Source organism: Streptomyces sp. NRRL WC-3605 (assembly GCF_001509795.1).
GTDB lineage: Bacteria > Actinomycetota > Actinomycetes > Streptomycetales > Streptomycetaceae > Streptomyces > Streptomyces viridochromogenes.
Genome location: NZ_LLZN01000049.1, coordinates 19,066 through 33,838, shown reverse-complemented (window position 1 = coordinate 33,838; position 14,773 = coordinate 19,066). Strand labels below are relative to the sequence as shown.

At 71.4% G+C, this 14,773-nt stretch carries 15 protein-coding genes; 5 read left to right on the top strand and 10 right to left on the bottom strand.

Translation table 11 applies throughout. From position 1 onward, the window contains the following. Positions 1-214: 214 nt before the first annotated feature. The 5 genes from ADL34_RS13315 to ADL34_RS13295 all read right to left on the bottom strand — a co-directional run bounded on the left by ADL34_RS13315 (position 215) and on the right by ADL34_RS13295 (position 4,958). Positions 215-1,123, bottom strand: a complete 909-nt coding sequence (locus tag ADL34_RS13315) for an SCO1860 family LAETG-anchored protein (protein ID WP_062671255.1) — start codon at positions 1,121-1,123, stop codon at positions 215-217. Between the two features lie 243 nt (positions 1,124-1,366). Next, entirely contained in the window at positions 1,367-2,458 is a 1,092-nt protein-coding gene (locus ADL34_RS13310) for an amidohydrolase family protein (RefSeq protein ID WP_062671253.1), read from the bottom strand. A 21-nt stretch (positions 2,459-2,479) separates the two neighbouring features. Further along, positions 2,480-3,274 carry an amino acid ABC transporter ATP-binding protein gene (locus tag ADL34_RS13305; RefSeq protein ID WP_062671251.1) on the bottom strand — a complete coding sequence of 265 codons (795 nt, stop codon included), beginning with the start codon at positions 3,272-3,274 and terminating at the stop codon, positions 2,480-2,482. Beyond that, on the bottom strand, positions 3,271-4,104 hold the full coding sequence (locus ADL34_RS13300; protein WP_062671249.1) for an amino acid ABC transporter permease: 834 nt from the start codon (positions 4,102-4,104) through the stop codon (positions 3,271-3,273). Before ADL34_RS13300 ends, ADL34_RS13305 begins: the two co-directional genes overlap by 4 nt. Positions 4,105-4,109: 5 nt before the next feature. Then, the gene (locus ADL34_RS13295) at positions 4,110-4,958 is read right to left on the bottom strand and encodes a transporter substrate-binding domain-containing protein (protein WP_062671247.1); all 849 of its coding nucleotides are present in this window, start codon (positions 4,956-4,958) and stop codon (positions 4,110-4,112) included. Positions 4,959-5,187: 229 nt separating this feature from the next. On the opposite strand from ADL34_RS13295, the gene ADL34_RS13290 reads away from it, so the two are divergent. The 5 genes from ADL34_RS13290 (at position 5,188) to thpD (ending at position 9,760) form a co-directional block, all read left to right on the top strand. Continuing rightward, positions 5,188-6,291, top strand: coding sequence for a pyridoxal-phosphate-dependent aminotransferase family protein (locus ADL34_RS13290; RefSeq protein WP_062671246.1), 1,104 nt, complete (start codon positions 5,188-5,190; stop codon positions 6,289-6,291). Positions 6,292-6,599: 308 nt separating this feature from the next. Beyond that, a complete protein-coding gene (ectA, locus tag ADL34_RS13285) occupies positions 6,600-7,106 on the top strand; it encodes a diaminobutyrate acetyltransferase (protein WP_062671244.1) in 507 nt (168 codons plus the stop codon). Between the two features lie 33 nt (positions 7,107-7,139). Continuing rightward, a complete protein-coding gene (gene ectB / locus ADL34_RS13280) occupies positions 7,140-8,411 on the top strand; it encodes a diaminobutyrate--2-oxoglutarate transaminase (RefSeq protein ID WP_062671242.1) in 1,272 nt (423 codons plus the stop codon). 47 nt (positions 8,412-8,458) lie between these two features. Further along, on the top strand, positions 8,459-8,857 hold the full coding sequence (locus ADL34_RS13275) for an ectoine synthase (protein WP_062671240.1): 399 nt from the start codon (positions 8,459-8,461) through the stop codon (positions 8,855-8,857). A gap of 6 nt (positions 8,858-8,863) precedes the next feature. Next, the gene (thpD, locus tag ADL34_RS13270; protein ID WP_062671239.1) at positions 8,864-9,760 is read left to right on the top strand and encodes an ectoine hydroxylase; all 897 of its coding nucleotides are present in this window, start codon (positions 8,864-8,866) and stop codon (positions 9,758-9,760) included. A gap of 77 nt (positions 9,761-9,837) precedes the next feature. Here the strand turns inward: thpD and ADL34_RS13265 are convergent, their stop codons facing one another. The 5 genes from ADL34_RS13265 to ADL34_RS13245 form a co-directional block, all read right to left on the bottom strand. Then, entirely contained in the window at positions 9,838-10,890 is a 1,053-nt protein-coding gene (locus ADL34_RS13265) for an aminotransferase class V-fold PLP-dependent enzyme (RefSeq protein WP_062671237.1), read from the bottom strand. A 99-nt stretch (positions 10,891-10,989) separates the two neighbouring features. Continuing rightward, complete coding sequence (locus ADL34_RS13260; RefSeq protein WP_062671235.1) at positions 10,990-11,715, bottom strand: DsbA family oxidoreductase; 726 nt, start codon at positions 11,713-11,715, stop codon at positions 10,990-10,992. A gap of 115 nt (positions 11,716-11,830) precedes the next feature. Beyond that, entirely contained in the window at positions 11,831-12,334 is a 504-nt protein-coding gene (locus ADL34_RS13255; protein WP_199835565.1) for a GNAT family N-acetyltransferase, read from the bottom strand. Positions 12,335-12,388: 54 nt separating this feature from the next. Next, the gene (locus ADL34_RS13250) at positions 12,389-12,997 is read right to left on the bottom strand and encodes a DUF1349 domain-containing protein (protein ID WP_062671233.1); all 609 of its coding nucleotides are present in this window, start codon (positions 12,995-12,997) and stop codon (positions 12,389-12,391) included. Positions 12,998-13,122: 125 nt separating this feature from the next. Continuing rightward, positions 13,123-14,652 (bottom strand): aldehyde dehydrogenase (NADP(+)), encoded by a 1,530-nt coding sequence (locus tag ADL34_RS13245; protein WP_062671231.1) that lies wholly within the window; start codon positions 14,650-14,652, stop codon positions 13,123-13,125. Between the last annotated feature and the right edge of the window lie 121 nt (positions 14,653-14,773).

Genomic DNA, 14,773 nt, shown 5'->3' with positions numbered 1-14,773 from the left:
ACGCCCGGGCTCACCGGACCGCCCAGGTTCGCGATGCGCCGGGAACCGCGCGGTCGCGGATGCCTTCCCGGGCTCGCGGCGGCCGGTGATACGGGGCGCGTGACGGGTGACGGCCTCCGGCGCGCCCTGCGGCAGTTGCTGCCGTCGGCGGGCACCGGACGGCCCTCGGGCGCCGGCAGTGGCGGTGCCCGGGGGCCGGTTCAGGTGGGTGGCGTCAGTTGCGGCCGCGCTTCGCCAGGGCCACTGCGCCGCCGCCCGCGAGGAGCAGGGCGAGCGCGCCGCCCGCGATGTACGGCGTCATGGAGTTGCCGCCGGTCTCGGCGAGGCCCTCGTCGGCCTTCTCGCCCTGCGGCTCGATCTCACCGGCCGGCTCGTCGCCCGGGGCCGCCTCCTGCTCCGGGGCGGCCGGGGTCTTGCAGGTGGCCTTCGCCAGGGTGAGGGTGCCCTCGACCTCGGCCACGTTGAGCTTCAGCGGGTTGACGGAGACGTTGAGCTCCAGCGCGGTGGCGGCGGCCGTCCGCGAGGTCTGCTCGGTCTTGGAGTAGTCCAGGCGGACCTCGCCCACGCCCGGGACCTCGACGCGCGTGGTGCCGCCCGCCGTGAGCTTGACCTTCTTGCCGAGGACGGTGACGTCGCCCAGCAGGTTGGACGTGGCGGTCGGCTCCTCCCCCGCCACACAGGTCGCCTTGGACGTGACCTGGCCGACCTCGATGAGCGACAGCAGCGGCAGGCCCGGGACGTGGACCTTGGCGCGGGCGAGCTCGATGAGGCCCTCGGCCCTGCCGTCCTCGACCGTGGCGCTCGCCTTCGCGACGTCGGCCTTGACGACGCTGAAGGGCTCGCCGCCGTCGACCCCGTCGAGGCGGGCCGTCAGCGCCGTCTTCTCGGCGCTGCGCGGTGCCTGCACCTCGTTGAGGGAGACGGCGAGCGGGACGTTCACGGTCTTGTTGAGCAGGGAGACGTCGAGCCCGGTGCGCAGGACGACGGCGCTCGCCCGGCCCTCGTCTCCGGTCGCCTGGGCCGGGCCCGCCACGCCCAGGGCCGCTGGTCCTGCGGCCAGCGCGGTGGCCGTCGCGAGAGTGGCGAACCGGCGTGCGGGCATGCGGAAGTTCTTGCCGTTCAAGGTGGGGACCCCCAGAAGAAACGTGCTCGGGACTCGGCAAGAATCGCGCACCTCGGGTGAACAGTCAGCGTTCCGCCGCCACTTCACTCCAACGTGACTTTCCCGTGAACCTTTTCGAATTTCGCGGCACGGGTGTTCCCCGAAGTCACCTCCGTACCCTCATCCGGGCGAGCGCCCGTACCGGCGCACCGCCCCGCCCGCGCGCACCGGGGCGGCCGGGGCGCCGGATGTCACCGGGATGCGTCAGCCGACGACGCGGCCGTTCAGGACGATGCGGCGGGGGGCCGCCAGGACGCGGACGTCGGCGCGGGGGTCCGTCTCGTAGACGACGAGGTCGGCCGAGGCACCCTCGTCCAGGCCGGGGCGGCCGAGCCAGGCGCGGGCCGCCCAGGTCGTCGCGGCGAGGGCGTCGGTGGCGGGCAGGCCGGCGGTGACCAGCTCGGCCACCTCGGCGGCGACCAGCCCGTGCGGCAGGGTGCCGCCCGCGTCGGTGCCGACGAAGACGGGGATACCGGCGTCGTGGGCGTCGCGGACGGTGTCGTAGCGGCGCTCGTACAGCCGGCGCATATGGGCCGACCAGCGGGGGAACTTGGCCTCGCCGCCGTCGGCCAGCTTCGGGAAGGTCGCGATGTTGACGAGGGTCGGCACGATCGCCACCCCGCGCTCGGCGAACAGGGGGATCAGCTCGGCGGTCAGGCCGGTGGCGTGCTCGACGCAGTCGATGCCGGCCTCCACGAGGTCCTGGAGGGAGTCCTCGGCGAAGCAGTGCGCGGTGACCCTGGCACCCAGCCGGTGGGCCTCGGCGATGCCCGCCTCGACGGCCTCGCGGGGCCAGGTGGGCGCCAGGTCGCCGAGGTCCCGGTCGATCCAGTCGCCGACGAGTTTGACCCAGCCGTCGCCGCGCCGGGCCTCCTGGGCGACGTAGGCGACCAGGTCCTCGGGTTCGATCTCGTGCGCGAAGCCGCGGATGTAGCGACGGGTGCGGGCGATGTGCCGGCCGGCCCGGATGATCTTCGGCAGGTCCTCGCGCTCGTCGATCCAGCGGGTGTCGGAGGGCGAGCCGGCGTCCCGCAGCAGCAGGGTGCCGGTGTCGCGGTCGGTGAGGGCCTGCTTCTCGGCGGTGCCCGCGTCGACGGGGCCGTGCGGGCCGAGTCCCACGTGGCAGTGGGCGTCGACCAGGCCGGGCAGGGCCCAGCCGTCGACGGTGCGCACGTCGCGGGCACCGGCGGGACGGTCGTAGGTGATCCGTCCGCCGACGACCCACAGCTCGTCCCGGACGTCGTCCGGGCCGGCGAGGACCCGGCCCCTCACGTGCAGCACCGCGCGTTCGCTCATGCTCTGCACCTTAGTGAGCGGCTACTCGGTCCTGCCCACCTGGTCCGGGACGTCCTCCTCGACGTCGGCCATCGCCGGGTCGAGGAGCCGGGAGAGGAAGTGCCGGGTGCGTTCGTGCCGGGGGTTGCCGATGACCTGGTCGGGGGTGCCGTCCTCGACGATCACGCCGCCGTCCATGAACACGACCCGGTCGGCGACCTCGCGCGCGAACGTCATCTCGTGGGTGACGACCATCATCGTCATGCCCTCGTTCGCGAGCATGCGCATGACGGCGAGCACGTCGCCGACGAGTTCGGGGTCCAGCGCGGACGTCGGCTCGTCGAACAGCATGACCTGGGGGCCCATGGCGAGGGCGCGGGCGATGGCGACGCGCTGTTGCTGGCCGCCGGAGAGGGAGGCGGGGTAGGCGCCGGCCTTCTCGGCCAGGCCGACCCGTTCCAGGTTCTCGGCGGCGACCTTCGCGGCGGCCTCCTTGCCGCGGCGGAGCACCCGGCGCTGCGGCAGGGTGAGGTTCTCGGTCACCGTGAGGTGCGGGAACAGGTTGAACTGCTGGAAGACCATCCCGATCCGGCGGCGTACGGCGTCGATGTCGACGTCCGGGTCGGTGAGCTCGGCGCCGCCGACGAAGACCTGGCCCTTGGTCGGCTCCTCCAGCAGGTTCACGCAGCGCAGCAGCGTCGACTTGCCCGAGCCGGAGGGGCCGATGACGCACACGACCTCGCCCTGCCCGATCTCCAGGTCGATGCCGCGCAGCACCTCGTTGTCGCCGAAGGACTTGTGCAGGTCGCGGACCTGGATCTCTGCCGTGGTACTCACTTGACGGCCTCCTGGGCCTTGGCCTCCATGCGGCGGACGACGAAGCCGAGCGGGATCGTGATCAGCAGGTAGCACAGGCCCGCGACCAGGATCGGCGTGGAGTTGGCGGTCTGGCTGGCGAGGTCGCGGCCGAACTTGGACAGCTCCCGCTCCTCCAGGGTCACCCCGAGGAACAGCACCAGCGAGGAGTCCTTGAACAGCAGGACGAGTTCGTTGGTGAGCGGCGGCAGGATGATCCGGAACGCCTGCGGGATGATGATGGAGATCATCGCGCGGGCGGGCGAGAAGCCGAGCGAGCGCGCGGCCTCCATCTGCCCCTTGGGCACCGCCTGGATGCCGGCCCGGATCGTCTCGGCCATGTAGGCGGCGGCCACCAGGCCGAGCGCGAGGGCGACCTTGCCGTACGTGCCGCCGGGGATCTGCGTGCCGGGGAAGGCCAGGGGCACGGCGACGCCGATGAAGATGAAGATCAGCAGGGCGGGCAGGCCGCGGAAGATCTCGATGTAGATGCCGGCGAGCCAGCGGTAGGGCCCTACGGACGACAGCCGCATCAGCGCGATCACCATGCCGAGGACGAGTCCGACGACGAAGCCGGACACCGTGTAGAGCACGGTGTTCTTCAGCGCGAGGGTGATGACGTCCGGGAACATCTCCCGGGCGATGGACCCCTGCGCGAACTGGTTCTTCAGCCGGTCCCAGTCGGCCGCGACCGCGAAGGCGATCACGGCCGCGACGAAGACGACGTACTGGACGCCGCGCGACAGGCTGCGCTTCTGCCGCCGGGTCAGGCCCTTCCTCTTCGGCTGGAGTGGTACCTCTGTGCCGCTCATCGGGGTCAGGCGGCGGGCGACGGAGAGGCGGCGGACTCGTCGTACGGACCGATCCACTTCTCGTACAGCTTCTTGTAGGTGCCGTCGGCCTTGGCCTCGGAGAGCGCCTTGTTGACCGCCGCGAGCAGCTTGGTGTTGCCCTTCCTCACCGTGAAGCCGTACTGCTCGCCGGTGTTGATCTGCTCGGCGACCTGGAAGGCGTCGGCGTTGGCCTTGTCCTTCAGCCAGCCCTGGACGACCGGGTAGTCGATGACGACGGCCTGGACCTGGCCGGTGCGCAGTCCGTTGAGGACGGCGTCGGAGGACTCGAAGGAGACCGGGTCGAGGCCCTTGCTCTTGGCGTAGTCCTCGCCGGTGGTCTGGGCCTGGGCGCCGACCTTCTTGCCCTTGAGGTCGGCGAACGACGTGATGCCGCTCTTCTTGTCGACGAGGACGGCCTGGGTGGCCTCGAAGTACGGGTCGGAGAAGTCGACGTTCTTCTTGCGCTCGGCCGTGATCGTCATGCCGGCGGCCGCGAGGTCGCACTCGCCGGAGTTGAGGAAGGCGCCGGTCTTGAAGTTCTCGAAGGGGGTGTCGAGGATCGCCTGCTTCACTCCGAGGTCGTCCGCGACCAGGTCGACGAGGGAGACGTCGAAGCCCTGGACCTTGCCGTCGATCTCGGACTGGAACGGCGGGTACGGCAGGTGGGTGCAGGTGGTCAGCTGGCCCGCCTTGACGAGCTCGACACCACCGGCCGCGGTCTTGGTGCCGCTGCCACCGTCGTCGCCTGAGGAGCAGCCGGCCACGAGCACCAGCCCGGCCGTCGCGGTGGTGGCGGCCAGGACGCGGGTCCGGCGCCCGAAGGTCGTCTTCACGGGGGAGCCTCCTGTGGGGGAACTGAGAGTTCCGATTATAAGGAGAAGTTTGAGGTCCTCAAACCAAACCGATGGCCTGGGGGCCGTTCGACCTGAGAAGTGGGGAGCGGACACGGCTGTGCCCGGCTGGGGCCCAGGGTGTAGATGTGCCCGTACGCGACGGGATTACGCTCGTGGGGTCGGCTTCGGAGTGAAGAGCCGGAGCGCCGAGAGCGAAGAGAGTTCCGCCGTGACCCACCCCTTCCTGGATCTGGCCCCGCTGACCGCCGCCCGTTTCGCCGCGGTGGAGGACCGTGTGGCACGGCTGCTCGGGACCCGGCAGGACGTCGTCATCATGCAGGGTGAGGCGCTGCTGCCGCTGGAAGGGGCGATCCGTGGCACGGCCGGGCCCGGCACGACCGCACTGAACGTGATCACCGGCCCGTACGGGCAGACCTTCGGGGACTGGCTGCGGGACTGCGGCGCCCGGGTCATCGATCTGGCGGTGCCGTTCCACACGGCGGTCACGGCGCGGCAGATCCATGACGCCTTCAAGAGGCACCCGGAGATCGACTTCGTGTCCCTGGTGCACGCGGAGGCGGCCACCGGCAACACCAACCCGGTCGCGGAGATCGGCGAGGTGGTGCGGAAGCACGGGGCGCTGTTCTACCTGGACGCCGTGGCGTCGATCGGGGCGGAGCCGGTGCTGCCGGACGCGTGGGGCGTGGACCTGTGCGTGATCGGGGCGCAGAAGGCGATGGGCGGTCCGGCCGGGGTGTCGGCGGTGTCCGTGAGCGAGCGGGCGTGGGCCCGGATGGCGGCGAACCCCGGGGCGCCGCGCCGGTCGTACCTGTCGCTCCTGGACTGGAAGGAGCGGTGGATCGACGGCGGCCGCCGCGCGCTGCTGCACGCGCCCGCCCAGCTGGAGATGCTGGCGCTGGAGGCGTGCGTGGAGCGGATCGAGGCGGACGGCCCGGACGTCGTGATGGCGCGGCACCGCGCGGCGGCGCTGGCCACCCGGGCGGGGGCCGTGGCGCTGGGCGGCGGCCTGGAGCCGTATGTGCGCGAGGCCCGGGACGCCGCTCCGGTGGCGACGACGTTGCGGACGCCGGCCGGTGTCGAGGCGTCCGAGGTGGTGGCCCGCGCGCTGGCGTCCGATCCGGCGCTGCCGCTGGCGGCCGGGGGCGGGGCGCTGGCCAAGGAGATGATCCGGGTCAACCACTACGGCAAGGACGCCACGGCGGGCGTGGTCCGCGGCAGCCTCGCGGCGCTGGGGGCCGCGCTGGCCGAGAAGGGGCTGACGGTGGATGTGGAGGCGGCTCTGCGAGCTGTCGACGACATCAATGCAGCCTGAATTCAGGGGTAATTCTCGAATTCTTTATCGGGGGCAACTCACCTAAGGCTTCTGCCCGGTTTCCCGGACCTTAAACGCAGAGATTTCGTGAACCTCGGAAAGAGTTATTCCGGCCACGCTCCACGCAAGTTACATGGCTGTGACACGTTCCACATCGAAGGCATTTTGTCCGGTATTAACCTAGCAAACCGGGCGATTCTCTGCGGCTGAACGGCTCTGCTCACGCCCGCGTGATAACACAGGCCGACGATAGACGTAACCCCTTCCGGCCATGCATTTTTCAAATTCTCTCGGTAAATTCAATTTGCATGACTGCCGCACAAGCCGACCTGCAAATCGACCGTCCGGCGACAGCCGACGGCGCCGCGCTGTGGCGCATCGCCCGCGACTCCGAGGCGCTCGACCTGAACTCGTCGTACAGCTATCTGCTGTGGTGCCGGGACTTCGCCGGCACATCCGCCGTCGCGCGTGACGAGCGCGGCGAACCGGTCGGCTTCGTCACCGGATACGTGCGGCCGGAGCGCCCGCACACCCTGCTCGTCTGGCAGGTGGCCGTGGACGGCGCCTACCGCGGACGCGGACTCGCCGCGTCCCTGCTGGACCAGCTCGCCGCACGCGTCCACCGCGAGCACGGCGTCACGAGCGTCGAGACCACCATCACCCCGGGCAACACGGCCTCCGAGCGCCTCTTCGCCTCCTTCGCCGAGCGCCACGGCGCCGCGCTCGAGCGCGAGGTGCTGTTCCCGGCGGGACTGTTCCCGGACGGGCCGCACGACCCCGAAGTGCTGTACCGCATCGGTCCCCTCTCCGTCTGACCCCTCCCCCACCCCCACGAGGAGCGATTCGTCGTGACCATCACCCAGCCCGACCTCAGCGTCTTCGAGACCGTCGAGTCCGAGGTGCGCAGCTACTGCCGCGGCTGGCCCACTGTCTTCGACCGTGCGCGCGGCAGCCGCATGTACGACGAGGACGGCCACGAGTATCTGGACTTCTTCGCCGGTGCCGGATCACTGAACTACGGGCACAACAACCCGGTCCTGAAACGGGCACTGATCGACTACCTGGAGCGCGACGGCGTCACGCACGGGCTCGACATGTCCACCAGCGCCAAGCGGGCCTTCCTGCAGACCTTCCAGGACCTGGTGCTGCGGCCGCGCGACCTGCCGTACAAGGTCATGTTCCCTGGCCCGACGGGCACCAACGCCGTCGAGTCCGCGCTGAAGCTGGCCCGCAAGGTCAAGGGCCGCGAGGCCATCGTGTCCTTCACCAACGCCTTCCACGGCATGTCGCTGGGCTCGCTGGCCGTCACCGGCAACGCCTTCAAGCGGGCCGGCGCCGGCGTCCCGCTGGTCCACGGCACCCCCATGCCGTTCGACAACTACTTCGACGGAACGGTCGAGGACTTCCTCTGGTTCGAGCGGCTCCTCGAGGACCAGGGGTCCGGCCTGAACAAGCCCGCGGCCGTGATCGTGGAGACCGTGCAGGGGGAGGGCGGCATCAACGTGGCCCGCCCCGAGTGGCTGCGCGCGCTCGCCGAGCTGTGCGAGCGCCAGGACATGCTGCTCATCGTCGACGACATCCAGATGGGCTGCGGCCGCACGGGCGCCTTCTTCTCGTTCGAGGAGGCGGGCATCACCCCCGACATCGTCACCGTGTCCAAGTCCATCAGCGGCTACGGCCTGCCCATGTCGCTGTGCCTGTTCAAGCCCGAGCTGGACATCTGGGAGCCGGGCGAGCACAACGGCACCTTCCGCGGCAACAACCCCGCCTTCGTCACGGCGACGGCGGCGCTGGAGTCGTACTGGGCCGACGGCTCGGCGATGGAGAAGCAGACCCGCACCCGCGGCGAGCAGGTCGAGCAGGGTTTGATCGCGATCTGCGAGGAGAACCTGCCCGACGTGAAGGAGTACCGGGGCCGCGGCCTGGTGTGGGGCATGGAGTTCCACGACAAGGAGCGCGCCGGCCGGGTCGCCCACCGCGCCTTCGAGCTCGGGCTGCTCATCGAGACGTCCGGCCCCGAGAGCGAGGTCGTGAAGCTGCTGCCCGCTCTGACCATCACCCCGGACGAGCTGGAGGCGGGACTCAGCATCCTCGCCCGCGCCGTCCGCGAGACCGCCTGACCGGTACCCGGCAGGGAACACCACCACCTAGGAGGCATCGCAGCACCGTGATCGTCCGTTCGTTCAAGGAGATCGAAGGCACCGACCGCCACGTGAAATCGGCGTCCGGCACCTGGGAGAGCAAGCGCATCGTCCTCGCCAAGGAGGGGGTCGGCTTCTCCGTGCACGAGACGATCCTGTACGCGGGCACGACGACCGACATGTGGTACGCCAACCACATCGAGGCCGTGGTCTGCACCAAGGGCGATGCCGAGCTGACCGACCGCGAGACCGGGGAGAAGTACCACATCACCCCCGGCACCATGTACCTCCTCAACGGCCACGAGCGGCACACGCTCGAGGTCAAGGAGGACTTCCACTGCATCTGCGTGTTCAACCCGCCCGTCACCGGACGGGAGGACCACGACGAGAACGGCGTCTACCCGCTGCTCACCGAGGAGGTGTGAGTCACCGTGACCACGACCACGCACGTCACCGATCTCTACCCGACCCGCGGTGCCACCGAGGTGGCGACCCCGCGGCAGGACCCCGTCGTCTGGGGGTCCCCGGACACGCCCGGCCCGGTCCCGGCCGCTGACCTGCAGGCCCTGGACCGCGACGGCTTCCTCGCCATCGACCAGCTGATCGGCCCGGACGAGGTCGCCGTCTACCAGCGCGAGCTGGAGCGGCTCGTGAACGACCCGGCGATCCGCGCGGACGAGCGCTCCATCGTGGAGCCGAAGACCAAGGAGATCCGGTCGGTCTTCGAGGTGCACAAGATCAGCGAGGTGTTCGCGAACCTCGTGCGCGACGAGCGGGTCGTGGGCCGGGCCCGGCAGATCCTCGGCTCGGACGTCTACGTCCACCAGTCGCGGATCAACGTCAAGCCCGGCTTCGGGGCCAGCGGCTTCTACTGGCACTCCGACTTCGAGACCTGGCACGCCGAGGACGGCCTGCCGAACATGCGCACCATCTCGGTCTCGATCGCGCTGACGGAGAACCACGACACCAACGGCGGGCTGATGATCATGCCCGGCTCGCACAAGACCTTCCTCGGGTGTGCGGGAGAGACGCCGAAGGACAACTACAAGAAGTCGCTCCAGATGCAGGACGCGGGCACGCCGTCCGACGAGGCGCTGACCAAGATGGCGTCCGAGTACGGCATCAGGCTCTTCACCGGCAAGGCCGGTTCGGCGACCTGGTTCGACTGCAACTGCATGCACGGCTCCGGCGACAACATCACGCCGTTCCCGCGCAGCAACGTGTTCATCGTGTTCAACAGCGTGGAGAACACCGCCGTGGAGCCCTTCGCGGCTCCGGTCCGGCGGCCGGAGTTCATCGGCGCGAGGGACTTCACCCCGGTGAGGTGACCTCTCGCGCGCACGCGGCGACGCGGCCCGGCCGTACTTCTGGTACGGGGCGGGCCGCGTCGCCGTGTGCGCGGGGCTCAGCCGGACAGCGCGTCCAGCAGCCGGTCGACGTCACCGGCGGTGTTGTAGAGGTGGAAGGCGGCGCGCAGATTGCCCGCGCGGTCGGAGACCTCGATGCCCGCGCGGCTCAACTCGCCCTGCCGGGAGCCGAGTCCGGGCACGGACACGATGGCGGAGCCCGGCGCGGGCACCGGGCTGTGCCCGAGGCGTTCCAGGCCCGCGCGGAAGCGGTCGGCCAGCGCGAGGTCGTGGGCCCGGACGGCGTCCACGCCCAGCCGCTCGATCAGGTCCAGGGAGGCGCGCAGCCCGGCGAAGCCGAACAGGGCGGGGCTGATGTCGAACCGCCGTGCGGACCGGGCGAGTTCCTGGACCGGGCCGTAGCAGCTCTCCCACGGCACCTCTCCGGCGATCCAGCCGGCGAGCAACGGCGTCAGCCCGCCGAAGTCCTCCGGGGCGACGAAGAACGTGATGCCGTGCGGGCCCAGCACCCACTTGAAGGCGACGGCGGCGGTGAAGTCGTCCTCGGCGGCCTCCAGCGGCAGCCAGCCCAGCGACTGGGAGGCGTCGACGTAGGTGCGGGCACCGTGCGCCCGGGCCGCGCGGCGCACCGCGGGCAGGTCGGCGAGCCGCCCGTCGGCGGACTGCGCGGAGCTGACGGCGACGAGCGCGGTGTCCGGGCGGACGGACTCGGCGAGGCGCTCCAGCGGGACGGAGCGCACCTTGAGGTCGCCGCGCATGTGGAAGGGGTTCACCAGGGAGGCGAAGTCGGCGTCGGCGGTGAGGACTTCGGCGCCCTCGGGCAGGGAGGCGGCGATCAGCGCGCCGTACTCGGCCACGGAACCGCCGAGCGCGACCCGCTCGACCGGGACCCCGGCCAGCCGGGCGAAGGACGCCCGGACCGCCTCGACGTCCTCGTAGAGCGAGCCGAGAGCGACGCCGTCGGCCCGCATCCGCGCGGCCCGGTCGAGGGCGGCGACGGTGCGGGCCGGGAGGAGGCCGTTGCTGGCGGTGTTCAGATAGACGTTCTTCGGGGCGAACTCTGCGCGGACGAGGCTCTCGAAGGTCTCCATGACCCCACTCTGAGCCCTGCGGACCGTGCTGGTCCATTGCGATTTCTTACGTCGTTCATCTAAGCAACGCTTATGTATAGGCGTTGACCTGCGCTTTCGTCAGGCCTGTGGGACCGCGCACCCGTCGGGGCCGCACGCGTGAGCGTCATCGGTGTCGCCCGTGTCGAGGAGCGTCAGCGGCGAGCGGTCGCCCCACGCCTGGGTGAGCGCCTGCGTGAAGACCTCGGCGGGCTGGGCGCCGGAGACGCCGTACGCGCGGTCGAGCACGAAGAAGGGGACGCCGGTGGCGCCGAGCTGGGCGGCCTCGCGCTCGTCGGCCCGGACCTCGTCGGCGTAGGCGTCCGGGTCGGCGAGGACCCGGCGCACCTCGCCTGCGTCGAGTCCGGCCTCGACGGCCAGCTCCACGAGACGGTCGTCGCCCTCGGCGAAGACGGACCGCTCCTCGGCGAAGTTCGCCCGGTACAGGATCTGGATCAGCTCGTCCTGGCGGCCGTGCCGCTTGGCGAGGTGCAGCAGGCGGTGCATGTCGAAGGTGTTGCCGTGGTCGCGGCCCTCGGTGCGGTAGGCGAGGCCCTCCGCGGCGGCCTGCGCGCCCAGGTTCTCCTCGCCGGCCTTCGCCTGGTCGGCGCTCATGCCGTACTTCCTGGTGAGCATGGTGGTCACGGGCTGGATGTCGCCCTTGGCGCGCCCGGGGTCCAGTTCGAAGGAACGGTGGACGACCTCGACCTGGTCGCGGTGCGGGAAGGCGGCGAGCGCCTTCTCGAAGCGGGCCTTGCCCACGTAGCACCACGGACAGGCGATGTCGCTCCAGATCTCGACGCGCATGGGTGAGGCTCTCTCCGGTTCGTTCGGGTGCGGAGACTCCCTCCGCGGATGCGGAGACTCCCTCCGCCCGGTCGGTGAACGTTCAAGCAGCCGGTTTCATTCCCCGCCGCTCGGGTCAGACGGCCGGGACGGTGAAGCGCAGGTAACGGTGGTGGTCGCCGTCGGCGGGCGGGTTGTCCGGGTCGGGCCGCCAGCCCTGGCGGGCGTAGAAGTCCTGGGCGCGCCGGTTGTCCACGTGCACGTCGAGGACGGCCGTGCTGCGGCGGTCGGCCGCCCACTCCTCGGCGCAGGCCCGGTGCAGGGCGCTGCCGACGCCCCGGCGCCAGTGATCGGGGTCGACGTGGAACTGGTACAGCTTGACCAGGTCGGCGGGGGCTCCCTCGGGGGTGCGGAACGAGGCCAGGCCGATGAGGCGGCCCTGCTCGACGACGCACAGCACCCGCCCGTCGGGCCGTTCGACGGCGGTGCGCCAGGCCGCCGCCCAGTCGGTGCCGTCCTGCGGGAGCCCGTCCGGGTAGTAGGTCGCGCGGGCGCGGGCGTGCAGGGCGACGACGTGGCCCAGTTCGGCGGGCAGGGCGGGGCGGATCACGCGGCCCGCCGGGACTCGGTCATGGATCATGCCTCGAGGGACGTGGCCGGCGTGGGTCCTGGTTGCGGGCGGCCGGAAGCCGGGTCAGCTCCCGTCGCGCAGATCCTTGGGCCACTCGGGCCGGAAGGCGAGGTGGTCGTAGGTCACCACACACCCCTCCCCCAGCGGCGACTGGGTCATGAACCCGACCTGGGCTGCGCCGGTCTCCTTCTCGTCGCCGAGGGTGAAGAGACGGACGAAGGTCCAGCGTTCGCCGTCGCGGGAGGCGTGGAAGGCGAAGGCGCGTCCGGTGCGGCTCACCCGCAGCCACACCGAACTCCCGTCCACGGTGAAGGAGTTGGCGTCGTCGGAGTGGCCGCGGGTGACGACCGTGCAGACGGTGGGGACGTCCGGGGAGTACTCCAGGCACAGCTTGGCCCAGGCGCGTTCGCCGACGTGGACGTAGAGCACCCCGGCGTCGAAGGCGCCGGCGAACCCGACGGTGACCCGGGCGATCAGCTGGAAGTCGCCCTCGGGCGCGCCCAGCAGCCGCGGCGCGTCGGAGGCGGCGTCCAGGGCCTCCCCGGTGGGCGGCACGAAGCGGTCCTGCCGCGGGCCGGCCCATCCGGAGAGGATGCCGTCCTCGTAGGCCCAGTGACCGTCGGGGCCGTAGGTGCGCAGCGGGAAGGGCAGTTCGGGTATCTCCAGGTCCATGGCGGAATTCTTCCAGGCGCCAGGCCCGGGCGCCCGCCCCTGTGCCCAAGGACCCCGTGCCCCAGGACCCTCTGCCCCAAGACCGCGTGCCCCGCGACCCCGTGCCCCAGGACCGCCCAGGGCCGTCAGACCTCCATCACGCCGTTGAAGCGGCGGGGCAGCCCGAGCGGGTTGTCGTCGCGCAGCTCCGGGGGCAGCAGCGCCTCGGGCGCTCCCTGGTACGCGACGGGCCTCAGCCAGCGCTCGATGGCCGTGCCGCCGACGGACGTGGACGTCGAGGTCGTCGCCGGGTAGGGCCCGCCATGGTGCTGGGCCGGCGCGACGGCGACACCCGTCGGCCATCCGTTGACCAGGACGCGTCCGGCCAGCGGCGTCAGCTCCGCCAGGACGGCGGCCCCGCGTCCCTCGCCGGCGGCCTCCTCGGCGGACAGGTGGACGGTCGCCGTCAGGTTGCCCGGCAGCCGGGACAGCACCCGGGTGGCCTCGGCCTCGTCGTCGTAGCGGACGACCACCGTCACCGGCCCGAAGCACTCCTCGAGGAGCACGTCGTGGGCGCCCTCCTCGGCCAGCGCGCTCGCGGCGACCGTGAGGAACCCGGCGCTGACGGTGTGCTCGCCGCCCGCGCCCGGCGTCACCGGCGAGTCCACCTCGGGCAGCCCCGTGCGCTCGGCCACCCCGGCGAGGAAGTTGTCGCGCATCCGGTGGTCGAGCAGGACGCCCGCCTCGGAGTTGCTGACGGCGTCCGTCAGCGACTTGACCAGGCCGTCGCCGGCCGCGCCTGACGGCACCAGGACGAGGCCCGGCTTCACGCAGAACTGCCCGACGCCCAGGGTCATCGATCCGGCGAGCCCGGTGCCGATGGCCTCGCCGCGCTCGGCCGCCGCCGCCTCGGTGACCAGCACCGGGTTCAGCGAGCCCAGTTCGCCGTGGAAGGGGATCGGGACCGGGCGGGCGGCCGCCGCGTCGAACAGGGCGCGCCCGCCGCGCACCGAGCCGGTGAAGCCGGCCGCGGCGACGAGCGGGTGCCGGATGAGTTCGAGTCCGGCCTCGAAGCCGTGCACCAGGCCGACGACGCCGGCCGGGACGCCGTGCTCGGCGGCCGCGTTGCGCAGCACGTGGGCGACCAGCTCGGAGAGCGCGGGGTGGTCGGGGTGGGCCTTGACGACGACCGGGCAGCCCGCGGCGAGGGCGCTCGCGGTGTCGCCGCCGGCGACGGAGAAGGCGAAGGGGAAGTTGGACGCCGAGTAGACGGCGACGACGCCGAGCGGGACCTTGTAGCGACGCAGGTCGGGGATGGGCGGGGTCGCCGTGTCGTCGGGGTGGTCGATGACGACGCCGAGGAAGGCGCCCTCGTCGACGATGTCGGCGAAGGCCCTCAGCTGGAAGCAGGTGCGGGCGAGTTCGCCGGTGAGCCGGACCGGGCCGAGCGCGGTCTCGGCGTCGGCGGCCTCGACGAGCCGGTCCCCGGCGGCCTGGAGCCGGTCGGCGGCGGTGCGCAGGAAGGCGGCGCGGACGGTGCGGTCGGCGAGGGCGGCGCGCGCCTCGTGCGCGGCGCGGACCGCGGTGTCCACCTCGTGGGCTGTGGCCTCGACCGCAACCTGTTCACGCTGCTTCCCGGTTCGGGGGTCGACACTCCAGACTGGTGCTGCTGCCACCGCGGGTCCCTCCACCTGTATTGCCACACGTATGAATCTGCACGATCATCCACGAGGCTCGTTCGATATACTGAACACTGTCTCTGATGATGAACATGCTGCGGAGACCATATCCGCAGAT